Source organism: Oryzomonas japonica (assembly GCF_008802365.1).
Lineage (GTDB): Bacteria > Desulfobacterota > Desulfuromonadia > Geobacterales > Pseudopelobacteraceae > Oryzomonas > Oryzomonas japonica.
Genome location: NZ_VZQZ01000010.1, coordinates 1 through 22,790 on the forward strand (window position 1 = coordinate 1; position 22,790 = coordinate 22,790).

21 protein-coding genes and 1 riboswitch are annotated in these 22,790 nt (G+C 55.6%); of the genes, 5 read left to right on the forward strand and 16 right to left on the reverse strand.

The genetic code is table 11. The annotated features are described in order from the left end of the window. Positions 1–190: 190 nt before the first annotated feature. The 7 genes from F6V25_RS14195 to F6V25_RS14225 form a co-directional block, all read right to left on the reverse strand. On the reverse strand, positions 191–1,483 hold the full coding sequence (locus F6V25_RS14195; protein ID WP_151129253.1) for a hypothetical protein: 1,293 nt from the start codon (positions 1,481–1,483) through the stop codon (positions 191–193). A 210-nt stretch (positions 1,484–1,693) separates the two neighbouring features. Further along, positions 1,694–2,041, reverse strand: coding sequence for a hypothetical protein (locus tag F6V25_RS14200; protein WP_151129255.1), 348 nt, complete (start codon positions 2,039–2,041; stop codon positions 1,694–1,696). Positions 2,042–2,043: 2 nt separating this feature from the next. Continuing rightward, the gene (locus F6V25_RS14205) at positions 2,044–2,454 is read right to left on the reverse strand and encodes a hypothetical protein (protein WP_151129257.1); all 411 of its coding nucleotides are present in this window, start codon (positions 2,452–2,454) and stop codon (positions 2,044–2,046) included. 274 nt (positions 2,455–2,728) lie between these two features. Then, positions 2,729–4,555, reverse strand: a complete 1,827-nt coding sequence (locus tag F6V25_RS14210) for a diguanylate cyclase (RefSeq protein WP_151129259.1) — start codon at positions 4,553–4,555, stop codon at positions 2,729–2,731. Between the two features lie 386 nt (positions 4,556–4,941). Beyond that, positions 4,942–5,343: a hypothetical protein gene (locus tag F6V25_RS14215; RefSeq protein ID WP_151129260.1), complete on the reverse strand. Its 402-nt coding sequence runs from the start codon at positions 5,341–5,343 to the stop codon at positions 4,942–4,944. Positions 5,344–5,702: 359 nt separating this feature from the next. Continuing rightward, positions 5,703–7,325, reverse strand: coding sequence for a methyl-accepting chemotaxis protein (locus tag F6V25_RS14220; RefSeq protein WP_151129262.1), 1,623 nt, complete (start codon positions 7,323–7,325; stop codon positions 5,703–5,705). Positions 7,326–7,716: 391 nt separating this feature from the next. After that, on the reverse strand, positions 7,717–8,610 hold the full coding sequence (locus tag F6V25_RS14225; protein ID WP_338045603.1) for an SDR family oxidoreductase: 894 nt from the start codon (positions 8,608–8,610) through the stop codon (positions 7,717–7,719). A gap of 50 nt (positions 8,611–8,660) precedes the next feature. On the opposite strand from F6V25_RS14225, the gene F6V25_RS14230 reads away from it, so the two are divergent. From F6V25_RS14230 to F6V25_RS14245, 4 genes are all read left to right on the forward strand, one after another. Next, on the forward strand, positions 8,661–9,044 hold the full coding sequence (locus tag F6V25_RS14230) for a winged helix-turn-helix transcriptional regulator (protein ID WP_151129264.1): 384 nt from the start codon (positions 8,661–8,663) through the stop codon (positions 9,042–9,044). 225 nt (positions 9,045–9,269) lie between these two features. Then, the gene (locus tag F6V25_RS14235) at positions 9,270–9,515 is read left to right on the forward strand and encodes a hypothetical protein (RefSeq protein WP_149306323.1); all 246 of its coding nucleotides are present in this window, start codon (positions 9,270–9,272) and stop codon (positions 9,513–9,515) included. Positions 9,516–9,832: 317 nt separating this feature from the next. Then, positions 9,833–10,033 (forward strand): 4-oxalocrotonate tautomerase DmpI, encoded by a 201-nt coding sequence (gene dmpI / locus F6V25_RS14240; RefSeq protein WP_151129265.1) that lies wholly within the window; start codon positions 9,833–9,835, stop codon positions 10,031–10,033. 85 nt (positions 10,034–10,118) lie between these two features. After that, positions 10,119–10,472 carry a winged helix-turn-helix transcriptional regulator gene (locus F6V25_RS14245; protein ID WP_151129267.1) on the forward strand — a complete coding sequence of 118 codons (354 nt, stop codon included), beginning with the start codon at positions 10,119–10,121 and terminating at the stop codon, positions 10,470–10,472. 79 nt (positions 10,473–10,551) lie between these two features. Here the strand turns inward: F6V25_RS14245 and F6V25_RS14250 are convergent, their stop codons facing one another. The 9 genes from F6V25_RS14250 to F6V25_RS14285 all read right to left on the reverse strand — a co-directional run bounded on the left by F6V25_RS14250 (position 10,552) and on the right by F6V25_RS14285 (position 22,028). Next, the gene (locus tag F6V25_RS14250; RefSeq protein WP_151129269.1) at positions 10,552–13,122 is read right to left on the reverse strand and encodes an AAA family ATPase; all 2,571 of its coding nucleotides are present in this window, start codon (positions 13,120–13,122) and stop codon (positions 10,552–10,554) included. Further along, positions 13,119–13,547: a hypothetical protein gene (locus F6V25_RS14255; RefSeq protein ID WP_151129271.1), complete on the reverse strand. Its 429-nt coding sequence runs from the start codon at positions 13,545–13,547 to the stop codon at positions 13,119–13,121. The genes F6V25_RS14250 and F6V25_RS14255 overlap by 4 nt, the downstream gene beginning before the upstream one ends. Before the next feature lie 166 nt (positions 13,548–13,713). After that, positions 13,714–14,283 (reverse strand): flavin reductase family protein, encoded by a 570-nt coding sequence (locus F6V25_RS14260; protein WP_151129272.1) that lies wholly within the window; start codon positions 14,281–14,283, stop codon positions 13,714–13,716. Between the two features lie 76 nt (positions 14,284–14,359). Then, complete coding sequence (locus tag F6V25_RS14265) at positions 14,360–17,707, reverse strand: FG-GAP-like repeat-containing protein (RefSeq protein ID WP_151129274.1); 3,348 nt, start codon at positions 17,705–17,707, stop codon at positions 14,360–14,362. Between the two features lie 460 nt (positions 17,708–18,167). Further along, positions 18,168–18,467 (reverse strand): hypothetical protein, encoded by a 300-nt coding sequence (locus F6V25_RS17055; RefSeq protein WP_191966203.1) that lies wholly within the window; start codon positions 18,465–18,467, stop codon positions 18,168–18,170. A gap of 116 nt (positions 18,468–18,583) precedes the next feature. Beyond that, on the reverse strand, positions 18,584–19,306 hold the full coding sequence (locus tag F6V25_RS14270; RefSeq protein WP_151129276.1) for a nuclease-related domain-containing protein: 723 nt from the start codon (positions 19,304–19,306) through the stop codon (positions 18,584–18,586). 71 nt (positions 19,307–19,377) lie between these two features. Beyond that, on the reverse strand, positions 19,378–20,115 hold the full coding sequence (locus tag F6V25_RS14275; RefSeq protein WP_151129277.1) for a DUF4197 domain-containing protein: 738 nt from the start codon (positions 20,113–20,115) through the stop codon (positions 19,378–19,380). Between the two features lie 84 nt (positions 20,116–20,199). After that, a complete protein-coding gene (locus F6V25_RS14280) occupies positions 20,200–20,889 on the reverse strand; it encodes an aspartate/glutamate racemase family protein (protein ID WP_151129279.1) in 690 nt (229 codons plus the stop codon). Positions 20,890–21,638: 749 nt separating this feature from the next. Further along, entirely contained in the window at positions 21,639–22,028 is a 390-nt protein-coding gene (locus F6V25_RS14285) for a hypothetical protein (RefSeq protein WP_151129281.1), read from the reverse strand. 102 nt (positions 22,029–22,130) lie between these two features. Then, positions 22,131–22,238: riboswitch (cyclic di-GMP riboswitch) on the reverse strand. A gap of 177 nt (positions 22,239–22,415) precedes the next feature. On the opposite strand from F6V25_RS14285, the gene F6V25_RS14290 reads away from it, so the two are divergent. After that, entirely contained in the window at positions 22,416–22,697 is a 282-nt protein-coding gene (locus F6V25_RS14290) for a hypothetical protein (protein WP_151129283.1), read from the forward strand. The last annotated feature ends 93 nt before the right edge of the window (positions 22,698–22,790 follow it).

The window sequence follows — 22,790 nt, forward strand, 5'->3', positions numbered from 1 at the left end:
GACTGGTGCAGCAAAGGCTGACATCGAAAAGAATGAAATAACGGCAATGGTAACGATGTCGGTAACTATCAACAAGGCCGGGAAAACCTTTTTTCTAGCAGTGAGGAAGTTTGTGCCGTTGACAGCAGCCTTTTAATGGGTGACACCCTAGGTAGATTCCGTCAACATTCCTATTGTTCTCAAGAATCTATCAAAAAGTAACGGCAGACTTGAGGCTGTCAATAGCAATTTTGTTCAGACGAATTTGATATGTTGGGCTGTAATCCTTAGTGTACCCCGAAGGTGTCCCAGGTGCAGCAACATAGAACGGCATGCCGCCTGCAATTGACCCATCTTTAAGCAGCACACCTGCATAAACATTACCATTGAGCTCATAAAAGGTGCGATATCGAGTACCTGTTTCATTAATGATAGGGGTGGTTGCTATATATGTGTTTATCCCATTGATTATGGAGATATTGCCATTAGTCATATTGTAGGTTATGCCGTCTGAACTGCTTACGATTCCACCCGAAGTCATTAATGTAGTGATTGTGCTGTTAGTAGCTACAGGCGATGGCGTATTGCCAGTAGTGGTTGTATCCCAGTCTAAAACTTCATAGGTATCGCCTATGGTCGTTGCTGTAAATTTCATATACGCTGCACCGATTTTCCATGTCGCAGAAGGGGTGAGAAGGGAAGGATTATAGAAAAGCAAGGATAACGCGTGTGCTAAATCGGTCGGGGCCGAAACCACGGTGCCTGTCAAAGGAACTATAGAATAATTTGAGCGGAGGTCACTACATAGAGCTGTAATGCCGTCTGCCGCAAGGGTGTCATATCTAACGCCAGTACCCTGATAGCTTACTTTTTGAAATGAGCTTGCATAAATTTGTCCATTAACAATATATCTTACTTTTTTAGGCGTAATAACACTCAATGTATTTGCAATTGAGGTCAATGCCGATGAATTAAGTTGTTGGGTGCCATTGGTTAGAGGTGACGCTGAAATAGAAAAATAATTTGCTTCAAAGTAATTGGTACCATTTTCCGGCATCCCAGTTATTGGTAGCAAGTAATGAAACTCATAGGCAACGCTTGGAGACAAGAAACAACTTTCAAACACTGCTTGGTCGGCGCTTAGAGTTGCCGAAAGAACAGCAACGACAGTATTATTCGCCGGACCCGTAGCGCTGGTCGGAACAGAAACAACAGCGCCAGCGGTTGTGTTGACTGTATTGTTATTTCCGTTTATCGTCAAGGCGCCAGATGTCATCTTGACTGTATCATAATCTCCGTTTATCGTGTTCACGCCGCCACCACTGTTCGGAAACTGAACGGTTGCCCCAGAAGGCACATTAATTGTCTGGCCGCTTACTAACGTGATGGATTGCCCAGGAGAGAGTTGAGTTGGAGAATTTGAAATTGTGTTATTTGATCCCCCACCGCTACAAGCCATTACTGTTGCAGAAATGAGCAGCATTAAAACTTGCATTAATCTCATCTTTTCCTCCTTTCATATTTAAATCTTAAGAAACCATGTGGGCGTCTACATTCCGCATTTTATGTAGAATGTAGACCTCACCCTCACGGCCTCTCCACCGCCACCGGAGTAAGCAGCACCGTCAAGGCGGCAAAATGCTTTGCGTCACTGCGCGCGCTGGCGCAGAGTTTCCGAAGTTTCGTGCGGGAATTCAGGGGACAGTATACTTAATTACCTCGCCTCTGGCGCCCGCTCATATGCAGATGCAAAATCCGCTGCCGACGGTGCCTTGTGCAACAGCCAATCTTCATTGAATACTTCAAGCTGAGCTTTCGGGACATTTTCTGCCGCTATGAACCCTGTGCCTGGCAGTCCTGTTTGTCCGTTGACAACTAATGACGTTAGTGCGGGAAGCATATTTTCAGTACAATACTGTTGAATCGGCCTCAATATGTCACCAATGCCCGGTGTCATCATACCTGTTGCCCTGGCAATCAAATCATACGTGAGGACTTGGCGATTACGTGCCGCAAGAACAAGAATAGCCCACAGCTGTTGTGCTCTTTCTTCACGTTTCATAATCAGGCCCCATGCCGGGAGAATGTTAAAAGAAGGCCGAGCACGGCGACCATTGCAACAACGGCGGTCGTTGCGCTTAGCCACAGTGTTCGTACTCGATTGCTTTCAATACGTTGGATAAGCTGTGCGTTTTGGTCAGCGAGTGCCTTGATGAGTTCGGAGGATTCGCGCATTTGGCCTTGCAAATTGGCCACGGCATCTTCCAATGCGAGAGTACGGGCTTCTATCAAAGCTATGGCTTGAGGTCCGGGTGAAGTGGCTGATTGCACGTTTGAATCGGAAATCTCAGGAGGAGATGGTCTCTTGGCAACAGTGTTCCACAACTTTTTAGCGCCATCAACAACCTTGGGCGCATTGCTGATCACCTCAGACCAGGGAACATTTTTTAGTAGTGCAAGCCAGCCACCTGACATTGGTGTCCCTCCTCAAATAGGAAAAAAATGTTGGGGTCACCGTTCACCACAAAAGTGACAATCCCCGCCGTTCCCAATGCGCCGGCCCTCGTCTTTCTACACCCCCAAACCCCCAATTTCAAAGTAAAATCAAAGTGTTAATAAAATTAACACAAAACCACCAATCCCCTTATCTCCCTGTTTTCACATTAAAAAGGGCACCCGAAACCTAGCCGGATGCCCTCTGTTGTGTCATTTTGATACGAAAAAAACCGGCTGCCGCCTGGGATTTCCCTCAGGCCGCCCCATGGGCGGGCGTCGCGAAGAGCCGGTAGAACAACCAATCCGAACGCATCATGTGGCCAATCACAACTTCATTGACCAAAAAGTCGATCAACTCTCCGGCCGAAAGCCCGGTTTCATCCGCCTGGCGCCGCAGCCTTACGGCGTGTTCCACCAGGAGCCGGTGCTGTTCGGCATGTTCGTCCACATCTTCGTAGCCGTGGCGGCGCAGGATTTCTTCCTCCTGGCTGAAATGCGTCGACACGTGCGCCAAAAGCTCGTCGAACGCCGCGTTGAACAGCTCCGGGTCTTTATCCCGAAGGAGCGCCCGGGTGAACAGGGTGTTGGCCAGCCGGAACAGCTTGCGATGGTCTTCGTCGATGGTCGGTTCGCCGCAGGCATAGGATTGTTTCCAGGTTATCTGGATAACGGGCGGCTCCTCGGCCGTCCTGCCGCCTCTTTGCGGGAATGTGCGGACGCTGGGAGGAGCGATCAGTTCGACCCGGTTGCGCCCGCCGTCCTTGGCGCGGTAGAGCGCCTCGTCGGCCGTGCGCAGCAGTTTAGCCGCCTCCAACCGTTCGTCCGGCGTCATGACCGCGACGCCGACGCTGATGCTGACATGCCCCAGAGGCGTCTGCTCGTGGGGAATGGCCAGCGCTTCGACCCGCTTGCGCATCGTCTCGGCGAGGTACAGCGCGCTGGCGGCATCGGTGTCGGCGGCGATGATGACGAATTCCTCGCCGCCGTAACGCGCGGCCAGGTCGCTTACCCGCCGCGCTCCCGTCTGCAGGATACGGGCGATACTCCTCAGGCATTCGTCGCCCGCCTGGTGGCCGTACCGATCGTTGTATTCCTTAAAATAATCGACGTCGAACAGGAGCAGCGCCAACTGCTGGCCGGTACGGACGGCGCGCGCCCATTCGGTGTCGAGGGTTTCGTCGAAACAGCGCCGGTTGGCCAGATCGGTCAGCGCGTCCTGGAGGGTCAAGGCTTCCAATTGCCAATTTTTGGTGACGAGCTCCGCGCTCAGCCGCTCCAGTTGTTCCGTCTGCAATTGCAGACTCTTCTCGCTGTGCTGCAATGCCGCGACGCTGAGGGTAAGCTTGCGGGAGCCGAACCACAGCGCCCCCAGCCCGAGTATCCATGCCAGGCCGTGGCCGAGCATCCCGCCGATCACCTGCGGACGGTTGGCCTCGACAATATCGCTGATCGGTACGGTCACCCCCATCCCGCCGCGAATATCCCCCACATGGTAGCCCTGGTGGCCATGACAGTGCAGGCAGTTTTTTTCCGTGACAGCCGCCCGCATCAGGCGCATGTAGGCACGCCCGTTGATCGTCTGGATCTCGCTGACCTCCTTGACTCCCCGCTCAAAGCTGCGCAGTGCCTTTTCCTCCCAGGGGTCCGGGTGGTTTGCGGGGTTCAGCGGGTTGAGGCTGGCCAGGTGGCCATACCCCCCGGCCTCGTTCGTGCCATTCAACTCAAAAACCTTGCGCACCAGATAGGTGGCGTTGACCAAGGTGAGCGGCTTGCCCGAAGGGGTGGCGATGTCGCGCTCCGGCACATGGCTGAGCAAAGGGTTGGGCTGCATGGCCGGGGTGACGGGCGCATAAATCCCTCCCTGTTTGGATACCCACTGGCGGTAGAGGACGTCGCGTTCAAAGGCGATCACCGCCTTGGATTTGCTGACCGCCAATAGTTGTTGTTCGCTCAGCCGGTAATACCACGCAAAGGAGCCGGCTATCACCGCCGTCCATATCAGCGCCGCTATCAGCGCGTACCGGCGTACCGATTTCACATAATTGCCGGACTGCTTCCGTTGTGTTGCAGAATCGCCCATACCTCACCCGCTTTACCGCAAAGAAGAAGTCCCCGGTCCGCAGAGGTAACGCGGGGGATTGTAAAACCATCCACTCCATATCTCAAGAACGATTTCGTCCCTGGCCGGTTTGGGGGTTGTCGAGGAGCGCGGGAATGCCCCCTGCCGGCGCCGCTGGGGAAGGTGTCAGTTTAGAAAAGAGGATTATTCCGGGGAGCAAAGTTATCAGGGTGTCAGACCTACGCATTTTATATGTGTCAATTGTGTAGGTCTGACACCCCAGGTAAATTATTAGTATTTATAGATAACACCAGTGTCTTTACGTTGTGTAACAGCAAAGTTTAAAATGGGTGGCTTTAACATACTTACCTCCATTCTAAATCATTATGCCATCCAAATACCAAAAATCACAACATAAACGATTTAAAATAGTTGATATTTTTCTGGCTAATAATTTTAAAGCTATACGCGCCATTTTCAATCCATGAGACTGTTTTACCAATATTACTGGAAGATAATAAGTACTCTACTACCTCATCATGTGGGAAAAGATACCAAGCATTACCATAAGGAAAACAAATATGAATATTTTTGCCTATGTATTTTTTGTCGATAGACATTCGACCTTTAAGCTGAATCTTAAGGAAAGTTTCCCCATCTATATGTTGAGCTATAAAATCTGCGCTTTGCCAATCATCACTTAGCCTGATTGAGGTGAAACCATAGTCAGCGAGGACCGCGGCCACTTTGTGAAAATTATAATTTTCCTTTTGGCGGGAATTCAGACTGTTGTATTTTATTTTTTGCATAGTTACCCTTTTAGACACCCCGCAGGGGCTAGCCCTCCGTTCTCTCACAGCAACAGCGTACCGCCCTCCCCTTCTACCCCACCCAACCCCAAATTTCAACGTAAAATCAAAGTGTTAATAAAATTAACACAAAACCGCCAATCCCCTCATCTCCCTGTTTTCACATTAAAAAAAGGCACCCGAAACCTAGCCGGATGCCTTTCATTGCGTCATTTTGATACATAAAAAGTTTACAGGGGCACGGGATCGGGTCTGACACGCGCTTTTTTTGCCCCGCTGAATCCTTCCGGGGTCAGATCCGCGCCTATGACAATTTCAGCCTTTCGTCACGATCCCCGACAGAGCCCCTGTTTCCTTGCTTACAGCCTGAACTGCTGCACCAGCCGCTGCAACTCCTCTGCATTGCCCCGCAACTGCGCCGATGCCGTGGCCGATTCCTGCGCGCCGAGGGAGGTCTCCTGCACCACTGCGGTGATCTGCTGCATGTTGCTGGAGATCTCGCTGGTCGTGGCGGTCTGCTGCTCGGCTGCCGTGGCGATCTGGCCGACCTGCATGGCCACGTCGTTGACCTGCTCCAGGATATCCCGCAGCGCCTCGCCGGAACGGGCCGCCTCCATGGTGCCGGCCTCCACCTGGTTCACTCCCTGCTCCATGGCGCTCACGGCGCCTTTGGTTTCGCTCTGGATGGCCTTGATCATCACGTCGATCTCGCGGGTGGCGCGGGTGGTGCGTTCGGCCAGGGCGCGCACCTCGTCGGCAACGACCGCGAAGCCCCGCCCCTGCTCACCGGCGCGGGCCGCTTCAATGGCGGCGTTCAGGGCCAGAAGGTTGGTCTGGTCGGCAATATCCTCGATAGTGCCGATGATGGCGCCGATCTGGTCGCTGCGCGCCCCCAGGTTTTCCACGGTTCTGGCCGACTCCTGCACCTTCTCGGCGATCTGCCCCATGACCGCCACGGTCTTCTCGACTACCGCTGCGCCGTTTTCGGCCGACTGGGAGGCCCGTTGCGCCCCTTCGGCGGCAAGCTGGCAGTTCCGGGCGATATCCCCCGATGTGGCCGACATCTCTTCGCCGGCCGTGGCCACGGTGCCGACCTGGACGGCGACCTCCTCGGAGCCGCTGGCGATGCGCTCCGCGGTGGAATGCAGTTGACCGGAGGCAGCGGCAACCTGGGCCGACGTGCTGGACAGTTTACTGATGATGTTGTGCAGGTTTTCGATCATATGTTTTGCCGATTCGTTGAGCTGGCCGATTTCATCCTTGCGATCGACAACGACTGCCACCTTCAGGTCCCCGTCCGCGATGCTCCGGTTGACCTGCACCGCATGACTAAGGGGCAGGGTAATGCTGCGGGCGGTCACGAAGCCGATCAGCGCGGCGACAAGCAGCGAGACCGCGACAACGATGATGATCTCCAGTCGAGCCGACCGGTAGGTTTCCTTCACCGCATCACCCGATTTGCTCATCTCCCTGGCCTGGAAGTCGATCATTTTGTTGAGCGAATCCAGATAGTCATTCTGGACCGGTTGCAGCTTTGTCAGCAGCAGCTTTCCGGCTTCGGCCTTGTTGTTGGCGTCAAGCAATTCGAAGATCTCATTCTGCGCTGCGTTATATGGCGTCTTGGCGTTTTTGATCGCCTGGAGCAGCGTCTTGTCTTCGCCGCTGTCTATCGCCTTGTCGAGCTGTTCAAAAAAGCCGGCGTTCTCTTTTTTAGCTTTCTTGATCTGTTCAAGGCCGTTTTTCAGCGTGGCAGGGTCTTCCGAGATAATGGCGTCTCTCATGAGACGCGTTATCAGGTTGGTATTGTCCTTGATAACATGGATCGCGACCGTCTTTTGCCACCTGTTGTCGGTAATGACATGCACCTTGTCGTTGATGCGGGTGAAACCGTTCAGGGCAATCCCGCTGATCACGACCATAATCAGCAGCATCACGGAAAAACCGAGGGCCAGCCGGGCACTGATCTTCAAATCTGACAGCATGCTACACTCTCCTTTTTTTTGCTTCATGGGATACAATAGACAGATAATAATGGACGTAATAGGAATGTTTATCGATTAACGAGAGCGTTGGGGGGATCGATCCTCCATTCTGCGGCATGATACGTAGAGCAAGCTCCATCTGATAAAACCTGCTTCCCCCTTCTACCTTACCCGAAACCAAATTTCAATGTAATTTCAGAATGTTAAAAAATTTAAACGGGCACGCCCCTTATCCCCTTGTTTTCGCGTAAAAAAAAGGCACCCGGAACGTGGCCGGATGCCTTTCATGGTGCCATGGTAATACGAAAAAAGTTTTACCGCCGCCTGCTCCCCGACTTTCCCTCAAGAAGCACGCAAGGCGGCCGCTTGGCCGCCCTCCCCTGATTCTCTCCTACAGCGCCGCCGCAACCGATGCCGCCAGGGGCGTCGTGGCCCTGCCGATCAACCGGCTGAGCTGGCGGCCGTCATCGAAGAGAGCGCCCTGGGCAACGCCGCTGTCCGAATTGGCGAGCAATTCCGCGACCACCTCCGGCAGCCCCGCCTTGAGAAGGGCGTTCTTGTAGTCGGCTTCCGGCAGGTTCACATACCCGATTGCCGTGCCGGACCGGCGCGAGACCTCCGCGGCAAACTCCGTCAGGGTGTAGGCGGTGTCGCCGGCCAGTTCATAGACCCGCCCCGCCTGGTTGTCCGCAGTCAACACGGCAGCCGCCGCTTCCGCGTAGTCGACGCGCGCGGCGGATGAGATCAGGCCGTCGCCCGCGCAGCCGTACACGGCGCCAAGCTTCAGCGCGGCAGGCACGCCGGCCGTGTAGTTCTCGGTGTACCAGCCGTTGCGCAGCAGCGCGAACGGGATCCCGGAGGCGCGGAGCAGCGCCTCGGTCTCCCGGTGTTCGCCGGCCAGCCCCAACACCGACGTGTCGGCATGCAGGACGCTGGTGTACGCCAGGAATTTCACCCCCGCCCGCTTGGCGGCGTCGATGACCGTTTTATGCTGGGCCGCGCGCTGTCCGATCTCGCTGGAAGAGATCAGGAGCAGCTTGTCCGCCCCCTTGAGCGCCGCGTCCCAGGTGGCGGGCTGGCTGTAATCCCCATGACGCACCTGCACGCCCAATGCCGCCAGATCCTTGGCCTTGTCCACATTGCGCACCGCGGCGACGATATCGGTTGCGGGTACTCTTTTCAGCAGTGCTGCGACGACCAAACGGCCCAATTGCCCGGTTGCTCCTGTGATGACGATCATGACCAAACTCCTTTCAACGGTGATTGCTGTATTGTATGGATGCATTATATCAGTTATAATTACTTTTAGTAAGTACGCACAAAAAGGTAAGTGCCATGACGAAAACCAAAACCCCAAAACTCTCCGAACTGCTGCGGCGCGGGGAGATCTTTGCCGTCGAATGCCCCTCGCGGGAAATCCTCAAACACGTCACCAGCCGCTGGGGCGTGCTGGTGCTGGTGGCCCTGATGGAGGGCACGCACCGCTTCAGCGATCTGCGGCGCAAGGTGGGCGGGGTCAGCGAGAAGATGCTGGCGCAGACGCTGCAATGCCTGGAAAAGGACGGCTTCATCCACCGGGTGTCCCTGCCGGTCGTGCCGCCCCATGTGGAATATTCCCTGACGCCCCTGGGAGCGGAGATCGGCCGCAAGGTGGAGTCGTTGGCCGATTGGATAGAGATCAACCTGCCGACGATTCTGGCGGCGCAGCGGGCAGGGTAACGGGGCCTGCCCCCCGCATTCCCCCTCTTTTCTTGTTGGTCTCGCAGACCATACCCCATATGGGGTATGCACAGGACGATTTGCGGTGGCCGCAAGCCGGGCGCAACCGGGACAAAAAAACTAATTCCAAACATATCGGTATGTTAACTTAACCGTCGTAGTTGGCACCGTTAATGCTATTACCTTAGACAAGAAGCATTTAAACTCATCTGGAGGCATTATCACATGAAAAAAGTTCTCTCCACCCTCGTAGCCGCTATCGTTGCTCTGTCCTTCTCCGCCGTTGTTTTCGCTGCTGACGCTGCTGCTCCGGCTGCCGACGCTGCTGCTCCTGCTGCAACCGAGAAAAAAGAAGTGAAGAAACCGGCTAAGAAAGCAAAAAAAGCAAAGAAAGCAAAGAAAGCCGCTAAGAAAGACGCAGCTGCTCCTGCTGCTGACGCTGCTGCTCCTGCTGCTCCTGCTGCAAAGTAATTCTTCCTCCGAAGGAAGAAAAAAGGCCACACCGCAAGGTGTGGCCTTTTTTTATTCCCGCTCCGGCGTTTGCAGCCCTCACGGGGCCGAGTGGAGTGCAGCTTGCCCCGAATGCGTTGGAGCGGGTGGGAGAGTATCGAGTGTGCGGGGGGCAGAGGTGAAGCTTACCTCGATAAGTACGCAAGGGGTCGGTTGGCCGCCCTTGAATCAGGTATCCTGCTTGAATCCCCCATAAAAGCATAAACGCCTTGCTTCTCTTTTAGTAGCATGCTATATAATCAGTAGCGCGCTACAAAATAAATAGCAAGGAGACTGTCATGCCGGTTATCACCGTTGATCTGCACAGCATCGATACGGAACAAAAGAAGGCCCTGATCAAAAACTTGACAAAGACCGCTGTAGAGGTCACAAATATCTCCGCTGAAAAGTTCACCATCCTGATCAACGAACTCGACAGCACCAACATCGGGATCGGCGGCCAGACGCTCGCCGAGCTCAAAGCCGCTCGGGCCCGTTAAATCACACACTATCCTGATCCGGTTGTCCGCGGCAGCCGGATCAGGGCCTGTTCATCCAACACCCCAAAGGAGACAATCGCTTCCGATGTCCATTCCAAGCCCAGGGAAAAAGGTACGCGGTTCACTCTCCGGCACGCCGATCAACGCCCTGTTCGACCTGTTGGGCCGCCGCTGGGCGCTCGGCATCCTGTGGAACCTGGAAAAAGGCCCCTGCACGTTCCGCAGTTTGCAGGAACATTGCGGGGACATCTCCCCCTCTATCCTCAATAGCCGCATCAAGGATTTGCGTGAGGCGGATCTGGTTGAAAAGACACTCGATGGGTATATGTTGACGCGGCGGGGCAAGGAACTGCGCGACATTATCCTGCCGTTGGGGAAATGGTCTGCGGTATGGTCGAAAGAGGTCTTCGATTATATTAAGCCGGGGACGCTTGAATAGTTGGATGTGTTGATCATGTGGAATCCCCCCCGGCATGTCGGCTCCTCAATCAAGAGCCGGCCCCCTTATTGTTTCACAATCATCTGACATACTTCATACGTAGAGCTTCTTTGAATAACCGGCCTACTCTCCACTTACGTGCGTCAGAAGGGTGGATTTCAAACATACCCATATCTTTCATTTGGCGTAACGCATCGCGTAATGCCTTTACGGTCACTCCTGCTGTACCAAGCTTCGTTTGTAATTTATCTATGCAGTCATCCAGAACAAAAGGAGTTTGCATTCCAGCTAGCGACAAAATCAACTCATCCACAAGAAGCTGATTTGAATCTGAGTCATCCGTCAAATTTAGAGCGAAATATAATTCCTGCTTTATTTCATCTATAAAACCCTTCGTCGCATTTTCAAATGCCGCTAGAATTACTGAATGAGAAATCCTTCCATCTCCATCTAAGGCCTCCGCTGGATTGTGCTCACAAATCTTAGTAATGAATTCTAAAAAAGAACCAATAACCCTTGGATAGAAGGATGAGCGTTTATCAGCTTCGCTTACAGAGTCGGAAAAATAGGTACGCAAAAAAGTCATCGTAAGCAAATTATTACGACGTATTTTTACAGGAAAAATCATATGCAAAATAATTTCGTAGCCTTCACGATCAAGGCGCGCCTCTTTAACAGCAACATTATTAATAGTAATTTTTTCACAGGCTTCTATGTAATTTGATTTAAACCAAGCATTTCTTTCAATCTCTGCTAACATATAATTGAAAATTGAAGCCTCATCCCACCGGAGGTCAACTTTCCTTCCAGCTATTTGTTGTTCAACGTTCTGAATGCCAACACTCAAATCTGGGCGAATCAGCAACTTGAATTGTATTTTTTCGTTCAAACTTGCATCATTTTGGATTGTGCTCAAAAAGCGGAAGAGCGCTTCTACAAATCTCTTTGTATCCTTCGAATTAACGGCTGTTTCAACGCCGTCAATGAGAAATATAACCGGTTTATACATTGTTTTAACGTAAGAATATAGACTTAACCTACTACTAGGTACAGGGATAGCAGTTTCTTTATATTCGTTAATACTCGATTTTATTTCCTTTTCAATGCGCTCAGGGTCACAATCGGCTGAAAAAGCACATTTAAGTAATTCCCACCAAAAAGTTTCAAACTCACCCTTACAACATTTTAACAACTCCTGGGACAATATAGACTGTGACCGAAGTCCTCCATCTTTATAATCTGATGCTGCAAACAGAGGTATACCAAAATTTCGAATGTGCATCTCGCGATAAATTCGAGTTTTACCAGTTCCTTTCCTACCAAAAATGTAGGAAATAGATGAACTCCGTTGCATTAAATTAGATATATCTCTTGTCTCGATAAACCATCCTGAGTCTGTTGCCCCACTTGGTGTTCTTTGTTGTGCTTTTTTACTTTTTTCTTGAATCGGTCGTATTGAAGTATGACGCTTCAAACTATCAATACCAAGTATTTGAATTAAGTCTGAAATAGAATCTTGATTGTCTTTGGAAAGCCGAGCGTAATCAGGAAGCTCTGACTCTAACATTGCACGATCATAGTACCAAGTAATAAAACTCTTTTCCAATACGTCAGGATCAATCTCATCGTAAACTTCAGCACCTGCCTCTATTGCCTCTGCGAGAACTTCTAAGAACGCCTCTCGTACTTGTCCCTCACGGCCAGTGGCTTGCTCTTTGCGGGCTTCAGGATCAATCGAAAAGCTCAAAAACGCCCCTGGAAAAGGAGGATAAATACTAAATAGTATCTTGGCAATTGAGGTTGCTGGAAGCGACAACGTATCCGGCCTTAAACTCATAACCGCAGATCCTGGCCATGCAGTCATTATTGGCAAGACAGACAGTGCCACGCCGGTACGGTGGTCAACTAAAACAATATCCCATAAATCATTGTTTGCTGTGTGGTTCCTAAGTTTTTCAAAAGCCCTCCTAAGTACTGAAGGGTCAAGAGCCGTATTGAGCGCAAAAGCCATAAAATCAATATCAAATTCTGTGTTTGAAGGGCGACAGCCTATGAGCTCAACGCTCCCACCTTCTTGACCGGAGTATGCTGTTATTGGATTAATTTCGCCAACACGATCACATAAACCCATTAATGATGCCGAAAGTTGTGGAATAGCAGAATTAAAAAAAACATGAAGGGACGGAGCTTCAATATCTGCATCAACTACCAATACTCGAAGGCCTCGGTCGGCTAGCCGCTTTGCTGTGATTGCCAAAGTTGTGGTGCGAGCCTGACCACCCTTATATCCATAAAAATGTATTGCTCGTATTTCATCGTTATTAATATCACTAAATATTTTTCTTTTTTCTCTGAGATATGGTTCAGCAATCAGCGCAAGCCATGTGTCAGAAATATTATCAACCGGCGTTGGTGCATCTGTTTCTGAACTAAAAAACTGAACATTTATGAGTGGTCGGCTTATTGCATCACTTAAAATATCAGTATCTAATTCTGTCAATTTACTAATAACAGAAAGATTATGATCAAAATTGTCAATATCAAATTCCTTATGGCAGACATTCAGAGTAAGCGATGGGAATGAATATCTGTTCGAGTAAAGCAATCCTGCATTTTTCAATATTTTAATTAAATTTTGAGTAGTAATCATGGTGATACTCCGTATTTGATTTTAAGAGTACTAATAATGTTGTCAGCAATTGCATCAACCGCCTTAATATCAGTTTCTTTAGTATCTTGTCCATCCCATTCGTGTAAAAGATATCGCATATGTGGATAACAATGTCGAGGTACAGCCGATTTGCGGCCTGAAACCATTTGAAAAATTAGTTGTGATAATTGATTTCCCAATTGAGCTGCTAACGAATTTAAGGTTGCTGAAGGATTCGTTGTTGCCCGATGATCCGCAAATGATGTCAGTATAAGAGGCAAATTGTGTTGCCATGTCGGATCAGCAACTGCACCCATAATATCTTTAAGAGTGATCTCAATTGCGACCAATTTACCATAGGTTGACGCAAGGCAGCTTGAATTTGCTCGCCCCATAAATGAGGCACGATTGGCTTTTCGATGCATGCAGTTCCTCGCAAATTATAAATATCATCTCAACAAAATCAGCTTCAAAAAATATGTTAAATCCATAAATGTAGCGGTTGCCCCAGATAAGCAGGTCTATAAAAGCCTCTTTTTACGGTCACTGGCAACCAATTCGTTGTCGGTGACCGTACCAGCCCCCTCACCCTCACATAAATTTCTTCCCGACCGAGTAAGCCTTGCCCAGCAGCGGCCCGACGGCATGATACCCCTTGTGGGCGGTATCGTAGATGAGCGGTTGCAGCTTGAGGATGTCGGGGAGACCGTCTTCACTCAGGGTATCCCGGTCCGCCTTCACATCGATAATCTCGCCGACAAACTGGGTATGTATCCCCAGGTCGAAGGTGTGCACCAGCCGGCACTCCAGGACAAGCGGGTACTCCTCCGCATAGGGGGCATCCACCACGTCGCTCCTCACCACGGTCAACCCGGTCACGCCGAACTTGTCCGCGCTGCGCCCCGAGGCCATCCCGGCATAGTCGGCTTCCGCCATGTACGCCCCGTTGGCGATCCCCACGGTGAACGCCTTGCGTTCCACAATACTGTCGTAGGAATGCCGTGACTTGCGCAGGGATACGGCGATGCAGGGGGGCTCGGAACAGCAGACGCCGCCCCACGCGGCGGTCATGATGTTCGGCTTGCCTGCCTTGTCGTAGGTTCCAACCATGAGTACGGGTGTGGGAAAAAGCAGTGTCTTTGCGCCAAGCGATTGTTTCATATGATCTCCAGTGTAATTAGTAGCCCGCAAGGATCAGGCGGGATACGTGCACTTTACCACCTTCACCCGCGCCCCGCTACTCGAACTGGTACAGCATCATGTCGGAACCGATAAAGATGTCCTTGCTGCCGTTGCCGTTGACGTCCTTGACGGCAATGTTGTTGCCTTTCCCCAGGTTATAGCCAAGGGGGGAACTGCGCCATTTCAACCCGCCCTGGGCATCGAGGATGGAGAACACCCCGTTGCTGGCCATGAGCCATTCCAGGCTGCCGTCGCCCTTCAGGTCCGCGATACGCAGGGCGTCGACCGCAGCCGTGCCATAGGTGAAAACGCTCTTCTTGACGGCGAAGGTGACACCGTCGTAAACGTCGATATAACCGTCGTTGCGGCCGACCAGGACTTCCAGGCGGCCGTCCCCGTCCACGTCCGCCACCTCGACAGCCCGGGCAGCGGTAGCAATCAGCTGTTTCTGGACGTGGGTCACCCCGTCGTAGACGATCAGGCGGTTGTCGGCCATGGTGAGGATGATATCCGGGTGGCCGTCCTTGTCCAGGTCGGCGATCTTTATGCTGTGGACAAAGCCGCCTCCCAGATCGACGCTGCGCCACTTTTCCTGCATCGTGGCGCCGTCGAGAGTGACCAGGTACGCGCCCGTTGCCCCGCTATCCGCACGCCCCATGCCGGCGACGATTTCCGTGGTGCCGTCGTTGTCCACATCCCCGATGGCGATGGCAGAAAAGTAGTTGCTGGCGTACTTTGCGCTCTGCCGTTTCAGGGCACCGGTCGCGCCGTCGTAGACGTTGATCGAGCCGTCATACAGGTCCGAAGAACTGACCACAAACTCAGTGCGGCCGTCTCCATCCACATCGCCGATGCTCACCGCCCGGCTGTATCCCATCCAGTCCCTCGTTCCCAGGTTCACCTGGTATTTCAGGGCATGGGTTGCGGCGTTGAAGACATGGATTATCCCGCTGGCATAGCCGCTGTTGCTGGAAGCGGTGACCATGACGACCTCGTCCGTGCCGTCGCCGTCCACATCGCCAGCGGCCAGGGCGCTCATGCCGTAGATATCCTGGCTCTGCCACTTGACCGTGCCGGCCAGCGGGTCGGCAATGTACAGGTAATCGGGGCCGCTCGACGTACCGCCGGCTCCCCACAGGAGTTCCTTTGCCCCGTCCAGGTCCACATCCCCCATGGCGATGCCGGAAACGCCGTGTTCGGGATTGGCGACGGACCACCGTTCGGCATGGGTGCGGGCATCCACGGCATGGACCTTGCCCCACTGGCCATCGCCGTAGATGATCTCGGGGATGCCGTCACCATCCGTATCGGTGACCGTGACGGCCCCGATATCCTGGCTGGTGGCGATCTCCCAGGTCGGCGACTGGAGGTCGGCGTCGAAGATCGTGATCTTGTACCAGGAAGAGGCGCCGATGATCTCCTGCATGCCGTCGCCGTCAAGGTCCGCCAGCCTGACCTTGGCGCCGAAGCTGTTGGCGTAAGCCCATTTGACCGCGCCCGTGAGGCCGCTTAACACGTACCCCTTGCCGCCGTAGGTGGTGGTGACGATCTCCGGGGCCGCGTCGGCATCCACATTGCCCACGGCGATGGAGGTGCCGCCGCCCGAGGCGACGCTCCACTTCACCGCGCCGGTCTGGGAGTTGTAGACGGAAACCTTGAGGCCGTCGCTGGCGACGATCTCCCTGATCCCGTCGCCGTCCAGATCGGCCACGGCAATGTCGCTCAGCGAGGTAATGATGTGCAGGGTGCGGATCTCTTTCAGGGTCGGCCCGTCGTAGATGCTGACGGTGCCGTCCGCTTGGGCGACGACCACATCGTCTTTGCCGTCGCCGTTCATGTCCGCGAGCAGGATACGGACGATGGCGACCCCGTACAGGGGGCTGCGCCACACCTGGTCATACCCGCCGCTCGCATTTTTCCGGACGACGTACCACACGGAATCGGCGCCGACAATGGAACTGGCGATGATCTCCGGCGTCCCGTCGCCGTCCAGGTCGGTGGTGTACAGCCCGGCCAGGCCGATGTACGTTCCGTAGATCCCGTATTGCCACTGCTGCGCGATAAAGGCCGGGTCGCTGGCCGTGAGAGGCGTCACGGTCACGGTCACCGTATCCGCCGGACTGGTGGAGTTGCCGTCGTACACCGTCAGCCGCAGGACATAGGTGCCGGCTTGCGTGGCGACGAAGGACGGGGTGGCGGTAGCGGCGCCGGTCAGGGCCGGATAGGCGGGACCGCTGACAATGGTCCAGGTATAGGTGAGCGTGTCACCGTCCGCGTCACTGCTGGCGCTGCCGTCCAGGTGAACCGTGGCATACTGGCCGACGGTCTGATCGGGGCCGGCATTGGCCACGGGCGCGGTATTGACCGGCGGGGCGACGTTGGATGGCCGCTCCACCTGCCAGTCGGCAGCGCCGTCGCCGTCGGTGTCCGCCTGAATCTGCAGGGTGGTTGCCTGGAAAACCAGCCTGGCCCAACGGCTGTTGGTCCCGCTGAAGGCGAGGGCCCCCTGGGAGGGCCACTGACTGCCGTAGACGGCAACGAGCGGCGTCCGGGTGGTAAGGTCCACATAACCCTGTTCGTGGTCATAGTAGCGGCCGGCCATGCTCTGGGTGAGGCTGCTCGCTCCATAGACGGTCGTCACTTCGTAATTTTTGAACCAGTAGGTCCTGGCGGTGGCTTGGTCCCGCAGGACCATGTTCATGGACAGGGTTTCGGTGGATGCGCTCAGATTGAACCCCCACGACAGGGAACCGGTCAGGGTGTAAGCGAAGCTGGAGGAGCGGAACGTCAGGGACGGGAAAGAAAGCGTGAGGCGGGTGAACTTCTGCCGGCTTGCGTCCAGGGCGCCGAGAATGTCGGTGGTTCCGTCGATGATGATCCCGTTGGCGGTGAACCCCTGATAGTCGATCGTCCCGGAGAAGGTACCGTCGGTATCGTTGACATCCAGGGTATAGTTGGCCGTGCCGCCGTTGTCCCCCGCTATCTGGTACGAGACGGCCCGGGCGACACTCTTTTTGGCCGTGGCGGTGGAGGGGGTCGAGGTGCGAAGCAGGGCGGCCTTTTGGGGGAGTTCCATGCGCCGGACCGATTGTTTGAGCGCCTGGGCACAAGCGAAAGCGGGAGGGCGCGCCGCGGCTTGCGCGGTGCTGCCGTCGGTCGTCTTGGCGACGCTGCCGACGGCTGCGGCGATGCGCGTGCCGCCGAAACCGCCCAAGGCCAGGTCCTCGGCGTTCGTCCCGGTCACCACGGCCATGGCGGCGGTCCCTGTGTACGACGACGAAGGGTCCACCAGTTGCCCGGATTTGGCGCCCCCTCCCCCGCCGCCGCTGCATCCGGCAAGGAACGCCGTCACGCACCACACCATGAAGAAACCCGCCATCCGGCTACCTGCCGCTTGTGCCATGCCCGCCTCCTGCTCAAGGATATGATGTGGTATCGCCGTGCGGCATTTACACATGCCGGAGGTCAACCTTGCAGCGTCACGACGCAAAAACGGGCAGACAGGCGGCGTTATCACGCCAGCCCCACCCGCCGGGATCGCTCCCCACCGCCCGCTTCAAACAACGCCGGCCCAATTGTGCAATAATTGCGATACCCCCTTCTACACCCCGCAAAAACGGTTTTCAATTAAAAACTAAAGTGTTAATTTTATTAACATTTTAAGGCAATACTCCTATTTGACTGTTTTCATTTAAAAAAAGGCACCCGACCCACAGCCGGATGCCTTCCATTGCGTCATTTTGATACAAAAAAACTTTTGCGGCAGCGCACAAGAACGACTCAAAGGCCGCTCATCGGGCCGCCCCGCACGTCCCTGCCGCCTCTTGCCCCGGCACCGGCGCCCTCAACCGCCGGGCATTTTTCTAACGCCTGCCACCGCCACGGAACCCGCCGCCGCGAACGAAACCGCCGCCACGGAATCCGCCGTCGCCGCCGCGGAAGTAGCCCCTGCCGTAGAAAACGTCCCGGCCATGGAAGCCGCGCCCGCCGTGGCCACCGTTAATGAACACGAAGTCCGGGCCCCAATAGCCGTAGGGATACGGGCCGTAATAGTCGCCGTAATAGCCGTAGTAGGGATGATAATAGGCGCCATCGTACACCGGGACGGCAACACAGCCCGTCACCAGGAGCGAGACGGCGATCAGAAGCAGTAGCCTTTTCATGTGGCACCTCCTTCGATGCCGGGTTCTTCCCCCCTTACTCTATAAGACGTTTCTTCCCGCTCTTTTGTTACAAAAATCCGCTCAAAAGGCGCCCCCGGAGAGCCCGGCGGCGGGCGTCAACCGACCAGGGCGGCGATGGCCCGGATGGATTGCGCGATGTGACTTTCCCGGGGTGATCGGTCCGGCCGGTGGGCAAGGAGGAACGCCGCCAGGTCCGTTGACGGGATAATGGGGATGCCCCCGCCGTCAACCCGATCCAGACTGTTGTCGCGGGACAGGGCGACCGCGCCGGTCACCCAGACGCGCACCCCGCGGTCTTTCAGATAGGCCGAGAGGAGGTGTACCTGCTGCCGCACCTGCTTGATGGGATTGCGCACCGTATCGCGGTACGCCGTGCCGCCCCGCCCGACCTTGTGGATGGTCCAGCGGCGGTCATCAGGGCCACCTTCCAGCACGCCGTTATGGCTTTTGGATTCGACGACGAAAACGCCGTTGGGACCGCAGACGATGAAATCCAGCTCCCGTTCGCCCGTTGACGACCGGGGGTCCGGGAGACAGACCTGATAGAAGATGGTGTAGGTGTCGGGGAGTTGTTTCAGGATGCCGAGGGAATAGTTCTCGCCGGCGGCACCGGATACTTTGGCGTTGTCCCGGTATCCGGCGGCCAGCAGGAGGATGCCCACCATCCCGAACCAGAGGAGAACCCCTGCGGGATACAGCGCCGAGGCCGCGAGCGCCAGGGGGAGGCCGATATATGCCACGTACTTTCGCCGTCTGCTACAGTCGCGGGCAAGCTCTTGGGTGATCCGGTTTTCCCGCACGTAGTCGGTGTTTGCCACTAGTTACTCCAGAGGGTATCGGGGGGGCATGCTACCCTTTCCTGTCGCCGCAACGCAACAACCGCCCGCCCCTACCTCCCGAACACCTTCTTCAGCAACTCGGTCCCCCGCGCCGCCGGGTTGGTCCTGATCTTCTTCTCTTCCTCGCCCAGCATGGTGAAGAGGCCGTCCACCGCCTTGGTGGCGACGTAGTGGTCCAGATCGAACCCACCGACCGTCGCCCCGGCAAAGGGGATGGACTCCACCTTGCCCATCATCTGATTGTAGCTGCGGGCCACGCCCACATCCTTCATGCTCGACGCGACCACCGGCTTGAACGCGCCATAGATCCGGTCGCCGGTCTTCTGCCGGAAATAGTCGGTCGCCGAGGTGTTGCCCCCCTGGAGGATCTTCCGGGCGTCGTCGAAGGTCATCTCCTTGAGCGCGGAGACGAAATACTCCGTGGCCTTGGGCGCCGCCTGTTCCGCGGCCCGGTTCATGCTGAGGACGAACTCGTCCACCTGGGCCTGGAACCCGAACTTGCCCAGCAGGTCGGCGACGGTGCGGATCTTCTCGGGCACGAGGATCTTGATCGCGGCGTTGTTGAAGTAACCGTCCCGCTGCCCCACCGCCGTGACCGCCTTGGTCGTGCCGGTGGCGAGCGCCTCCTTCAGCCCTCTGACGATGGTGGAATCGTCCAGACCTGCGCCGGAGGAGCCGGAAAGCCCCAATCCGTGGGTCAGATCGTCGAAGAAGCCGCCATGGGCGGCCAGGGGGGATATGCAGAGGAGCAGGACCAGGAATAGTGCGGATACATGCAGGCGTTTCATAGTGCCTCCCAGGTGCGTTGTGGGGTCTCGAAAGACCGGTCTGAACCATTTTACCATCAGCCCGGCATCTTTGCACTCCCCCCATCACCCCCGTGCGTAATCCACAATGCCCTCCACATGGATGGCGGTCGTGTTCAGGAGCGGGATGCCCGACGGGCTCTGTTCCAGGATCAGCGGCAGCTCGGTGCAGCCGAGGATCACCCCGTCGATCCCCTCCCGGGCGGCCATGCGCCCGATAATCGCCAAAAGCCCCTCACGGGTCTCGTCCCGGATGATCCCCAGCTCGATCTCGGACATCAGCTTTTCCTGGATATACCCCTGGTCGGCCGCCGCAGGCACGACGACCGAGATCCCCTGGTCGGCAAACGGCGGGGCAAAGAAGTTGGCCTGCATCGTAAAAAGCGTCCCCAGGAGGCCGACCCGCCGCAACCCCGCGGCCCGTGCCGCGTCGAGGGTCGCGGTGACGATGCTCACCAGGGGGATGGGCGCTTGCGCCCGGACCCGGTCGAAGACGATATGGGGCGTATTGGCCGAGATCGCGGCGAAATCAGCGCCGGCCCGGTGCAGCGCCTCGATCCGCGCCACCAGGAGAGCGGTCAGGAGCCCCCACTCCTGCCGGGCGACCAGGCCAAGCACCTCCTCGATATCGACGCTGTAGACGATAATCTCCGGGGCCGCCAGGCTTCCCGCGGACCGGAGCGCCTCGATGATCCGTTTATAGTAGTCGATGGTCGATTCCGGCCCGAGCCCGCCGATAATACCGATCTTTTTCATGGCACACCCCTGTTTTCCCGTAGCATCCCCAGCCCCGGCCGAACCGTTTTCCCGCTCCCGCACACCATTCCGGCGGCGTGCGGGTCAACTATCCGGGTTTATTCTTCTATCTCCGAACGGTCATTTTTTATGGGTGTTGGGGTGTTTTTTCCTTGACAGCCCCCCTGCCAAAAAATCCGGCAAAGTAACCGGAGCGTCACAAAATCAACACCTTACCACACTACTCCCCAAGCTTTTCCACAGGCGGCTGGGGAAAGCCCGTCCCGGAAGAACGATACGGGGTCACCCCGGGACAAGGAGCCATTTTCCTCTCCACCTCCCTGCCCGTTCGGCCCCCGGGCCTTTCCCGGCAGCCGTCCCGCCAACCACTCAAAAAGACACGCATTTCGCGAGAACCACTGTCCGTCCTACCCCGCAAAATACCCATTTCAACCGCAATTCCGCTATGTTAAAATTATTACCACGTCGCCCTGATCTGTTAAAAAAAGTAACAAACAGCGATTATTCCGTCAACTACCCGATTTTGAACGAGAAAAGGTACACGGACCGCCTCCGGGTGCCCCTGTCTGTCCCATTATGATACAGGGGTCCCACTATCCGTGTTTGGAACAACGCCGGCACCATCTGCTCATTGGGTTTGCAACGGCAGGGAATGGCGGGGAGGAACATGGGTGATGGTTTCCTGTGACGTATGGCTACTATGGGCCCCGGAGGCCCCATGCAGCACGGATGATCCCGGATGCCCGCCCTTAGCGCACGGTCTGACCGATCAATTCTTCCTTGACGCCGTCGTCGATGTAGCTCTCCTCGATCGCTTCCCGCGCCCAGGATTCCTTGCACCGGGCGAGCACCCGCGCGACCCCTTCGGCAACCGAGGGGATGTTGTTCCACAGGGCGTTGCGCAGCGAGCGCAGTTCATTCCCATCGGCCGGCTTGCCGGCGGCCAGTTCGCGGCACCGCCCGCACAGCAGAGCCAGGGTGTCCATGTTGGGCTCGATCTCCGGCTTGTAGTCCCAAACCCGCAGATCGTCCTTGCCGCCGCACCATTCGCATTTGAAACCGGCCCGCTTGCCGATGGACTTGCCGAAGACGGCGATGGTTTCCTCACGTACCTTGTGGGCCTGATACCCTTTTGCCATAGTTGCCTCGCGTGAAAGTAGGGAGCGCCGCGCCGCCGGGAATCCGGCGGCGTTCCCGGAATCCGGGCGCAAAAAAGCCGGGCCGCGCACAGAAACAGATCCTTCGGCAACCCGGCCGTCTCCCCGATGCCCGGCGCGCTTAGTCGCAGGGCATGACGGAGACCCGTAGCTTTCCGCCCCCTCCTCGCGAAGGGTTAGGCTTTATCGGTAGTGAGAGTTACAACGCGCAATCGGGACAAAGCTTACCATGTGCCGGCACAAGCGTCAATCACGGGGAACGTAATCGCCAAGCGGCCGGGGCCACCCCGGAGAGCCCGCCCCGGCTTCCCGCAACGTATTAGCTTGGCTTTGTTTACGGTTTGGCATACTGTAAGCATTGAGGTGAATATGAACGATTTTAAAGTGGCCGTGGAAACGAAGGAGCTGGTACAGAGGATCAACCGGGTACTGACCAAGGGCAAACATCGCCTGGTGAAGTCGCGCAGCGAGAGCGACAAGTCGAATCTGGGCGACTGGTATATCGTCAGCACCTCCACAAACGCGGTTACGGCCTGGCATAGCGACCTGGACGAACTGGCACGGGAAACGGCGGCGTTGCTGCCCAATGAATACTTCGACGCCTCGCGCCCGGACACGAAGCCCCCGCGCGAGATCGACGAACGGTTCTGATCGGAACGCAACCCCGCAACCGCGAGCATCATCGGAATAGTTGGTTTCTTCCGTCCCGCCCTTTTTCATCCCGAGACGCCGGTCCATCCGACC

Excerpts from the sequence above, each read along its gene's own strand:
- F6V25_RS14195 (WP_151129253.1), bottom strand. The coding sequence starts at position 1,483 with ATGAGATTAATGCAAGTTTTAATGCTGCTCATTTCTGCAACAGTAATG.
- F6V25_RS14200 (WP_151129255.1), bottom strand. The coding sequence starts at position 2,041 with ATGAAACGTGAAGAAAGAGCACAACAGCTGTGGGCTATTCTTGTTCTT.
- F6V25_RS14205 (WP_151129257.1), bottom strand. The coding sequence starts at position 2,454 with ATGTCAGGTGGCTGGCTTGCACTACTAAAAAATGTTCCCTGGTCTGAG.
- F6V25_RS14210 (WP_151129259.1), bottom strand. The coding sequence starts at position 4,555 with ATGGGCGATTCTGCAACACAACGGAAGCAGTCCGGCAATTATGTGAAA.
- F6V25_RS14215 (WP_151129260.1), bottom strand. The coding sequence starts at position 5,343 with ATGCAAAAAATAAAATACAACAGTCTGAATTCCCGCCAAAAGGAAAAT.
- F6V25_RS14220 (WP_151129262.1), bottom strand. The coding sequence starts at position 7,325 with ATGCTGTCAGATTTGAAGATCAGTGCCCGGCTGGCCCTCGGTTTTTCC.
- F6V25_RS14225 (WP_338045603.1), bottom strand. The coding sequence starts at position 8,610 with ATGCATCCATACAATACAGCAATCACCGTTGAAAGGAGTTTGGTCATG.
- F6V25_RS14230 (WP_151129264.1), top strand. The coding sequence starts at position 8,661 with ATGACGAAAACCAAAACCCCAAAACTCTCCGAACTGCTGCGGCGCGGG.
- F6V25_RS14235 (WP_149306323.1), top strand. The coding sequence starts at position 9,270 with ATGAAAAAAGTTCTCTCCACCCTCGTAGCCGCTATCGTTGCTCTGTCC.
- dmpI (WP_151129265.1), top strand. The coding sequence starts at position 9,833 with ATGCCGGTTATCACCGTTGATCTGCACAGCATCGATACGGAACAAAAG.
- F6V25_RS14245 (WP_151129267.1), top strand. The coding sequence starts at position 10,119 with ATGTCCATTCCAAGCCCAGGGAAAAAGGTACGCGGTTCACTCTCCGGC.
- F6V25_RS14250 (WP_151129269.1), bottom strand. The coding sequence starts at position 13,122 with ATGATTACTACTCAAAATTTAATTAAAATATTGAAAAATGCAGGATTG.
- F6V25_RS14255 (WP_151129271.1), bottom strand. The coding sequence starts at position 13,547 with ATGCATCGAAAAGCCAATCGTGCCTCATTTATGGGGCGAGCAAATTCA.
- F6V25_RS14260 (WP_151129272.1), bottom strand. The coding sequence starts at position 14,283 with ATGAAACAATCGCTTGGCGCAAAGACACTGCTTTTTCCCACACCCGTA.
- F6V25_RS14265 (WP_151129274.1), bottom strand. The coding sequence starts at position 17,707 with ATGGCACAAGCGGCAGGTAGCCGGATGGCGGGTTTCTTCATGGTGTGG.
- F6V25_RS17055 (WP_191966203.1), bottom strand. The coding sequence starts at position 18,467 with ATGAAAAGGCTACTGCTTCTGATCGCCGTCTCGCTCCTGGTGACGGGC.
- F6V25_RS14275 (WP_151129277.1), bottom strand. The coding sequence starts at position 20,115 with ATGAAACGCCTGCATGTATCCGCACTATTCCTGGTCCTGCTCCTCTGC.
- F6V25_RS14280 (WP_151129279.1), bottom strand. The coding sequence starts at position 20,889 with ATGAAAAAGATCGGTATTATCGGCGGGCTCGGGCCGGAATCGACCATC.
- F6V25_RS14285 (WP_151129281.1), bottom strand. The coding sequence starts at position 22,028 with ATGGCAAAAGGGTATCAGGCCCACAAGGTACGTGAGGAAACCATCGCC.
- F6V25_RS14290 (WP_151129283.1), top strand. The coding sequence starts at position 22,416 with ATGAACGATTTTAAAGTGGCCGTGGAAACGAAGGAGCTGGTACAGAGG.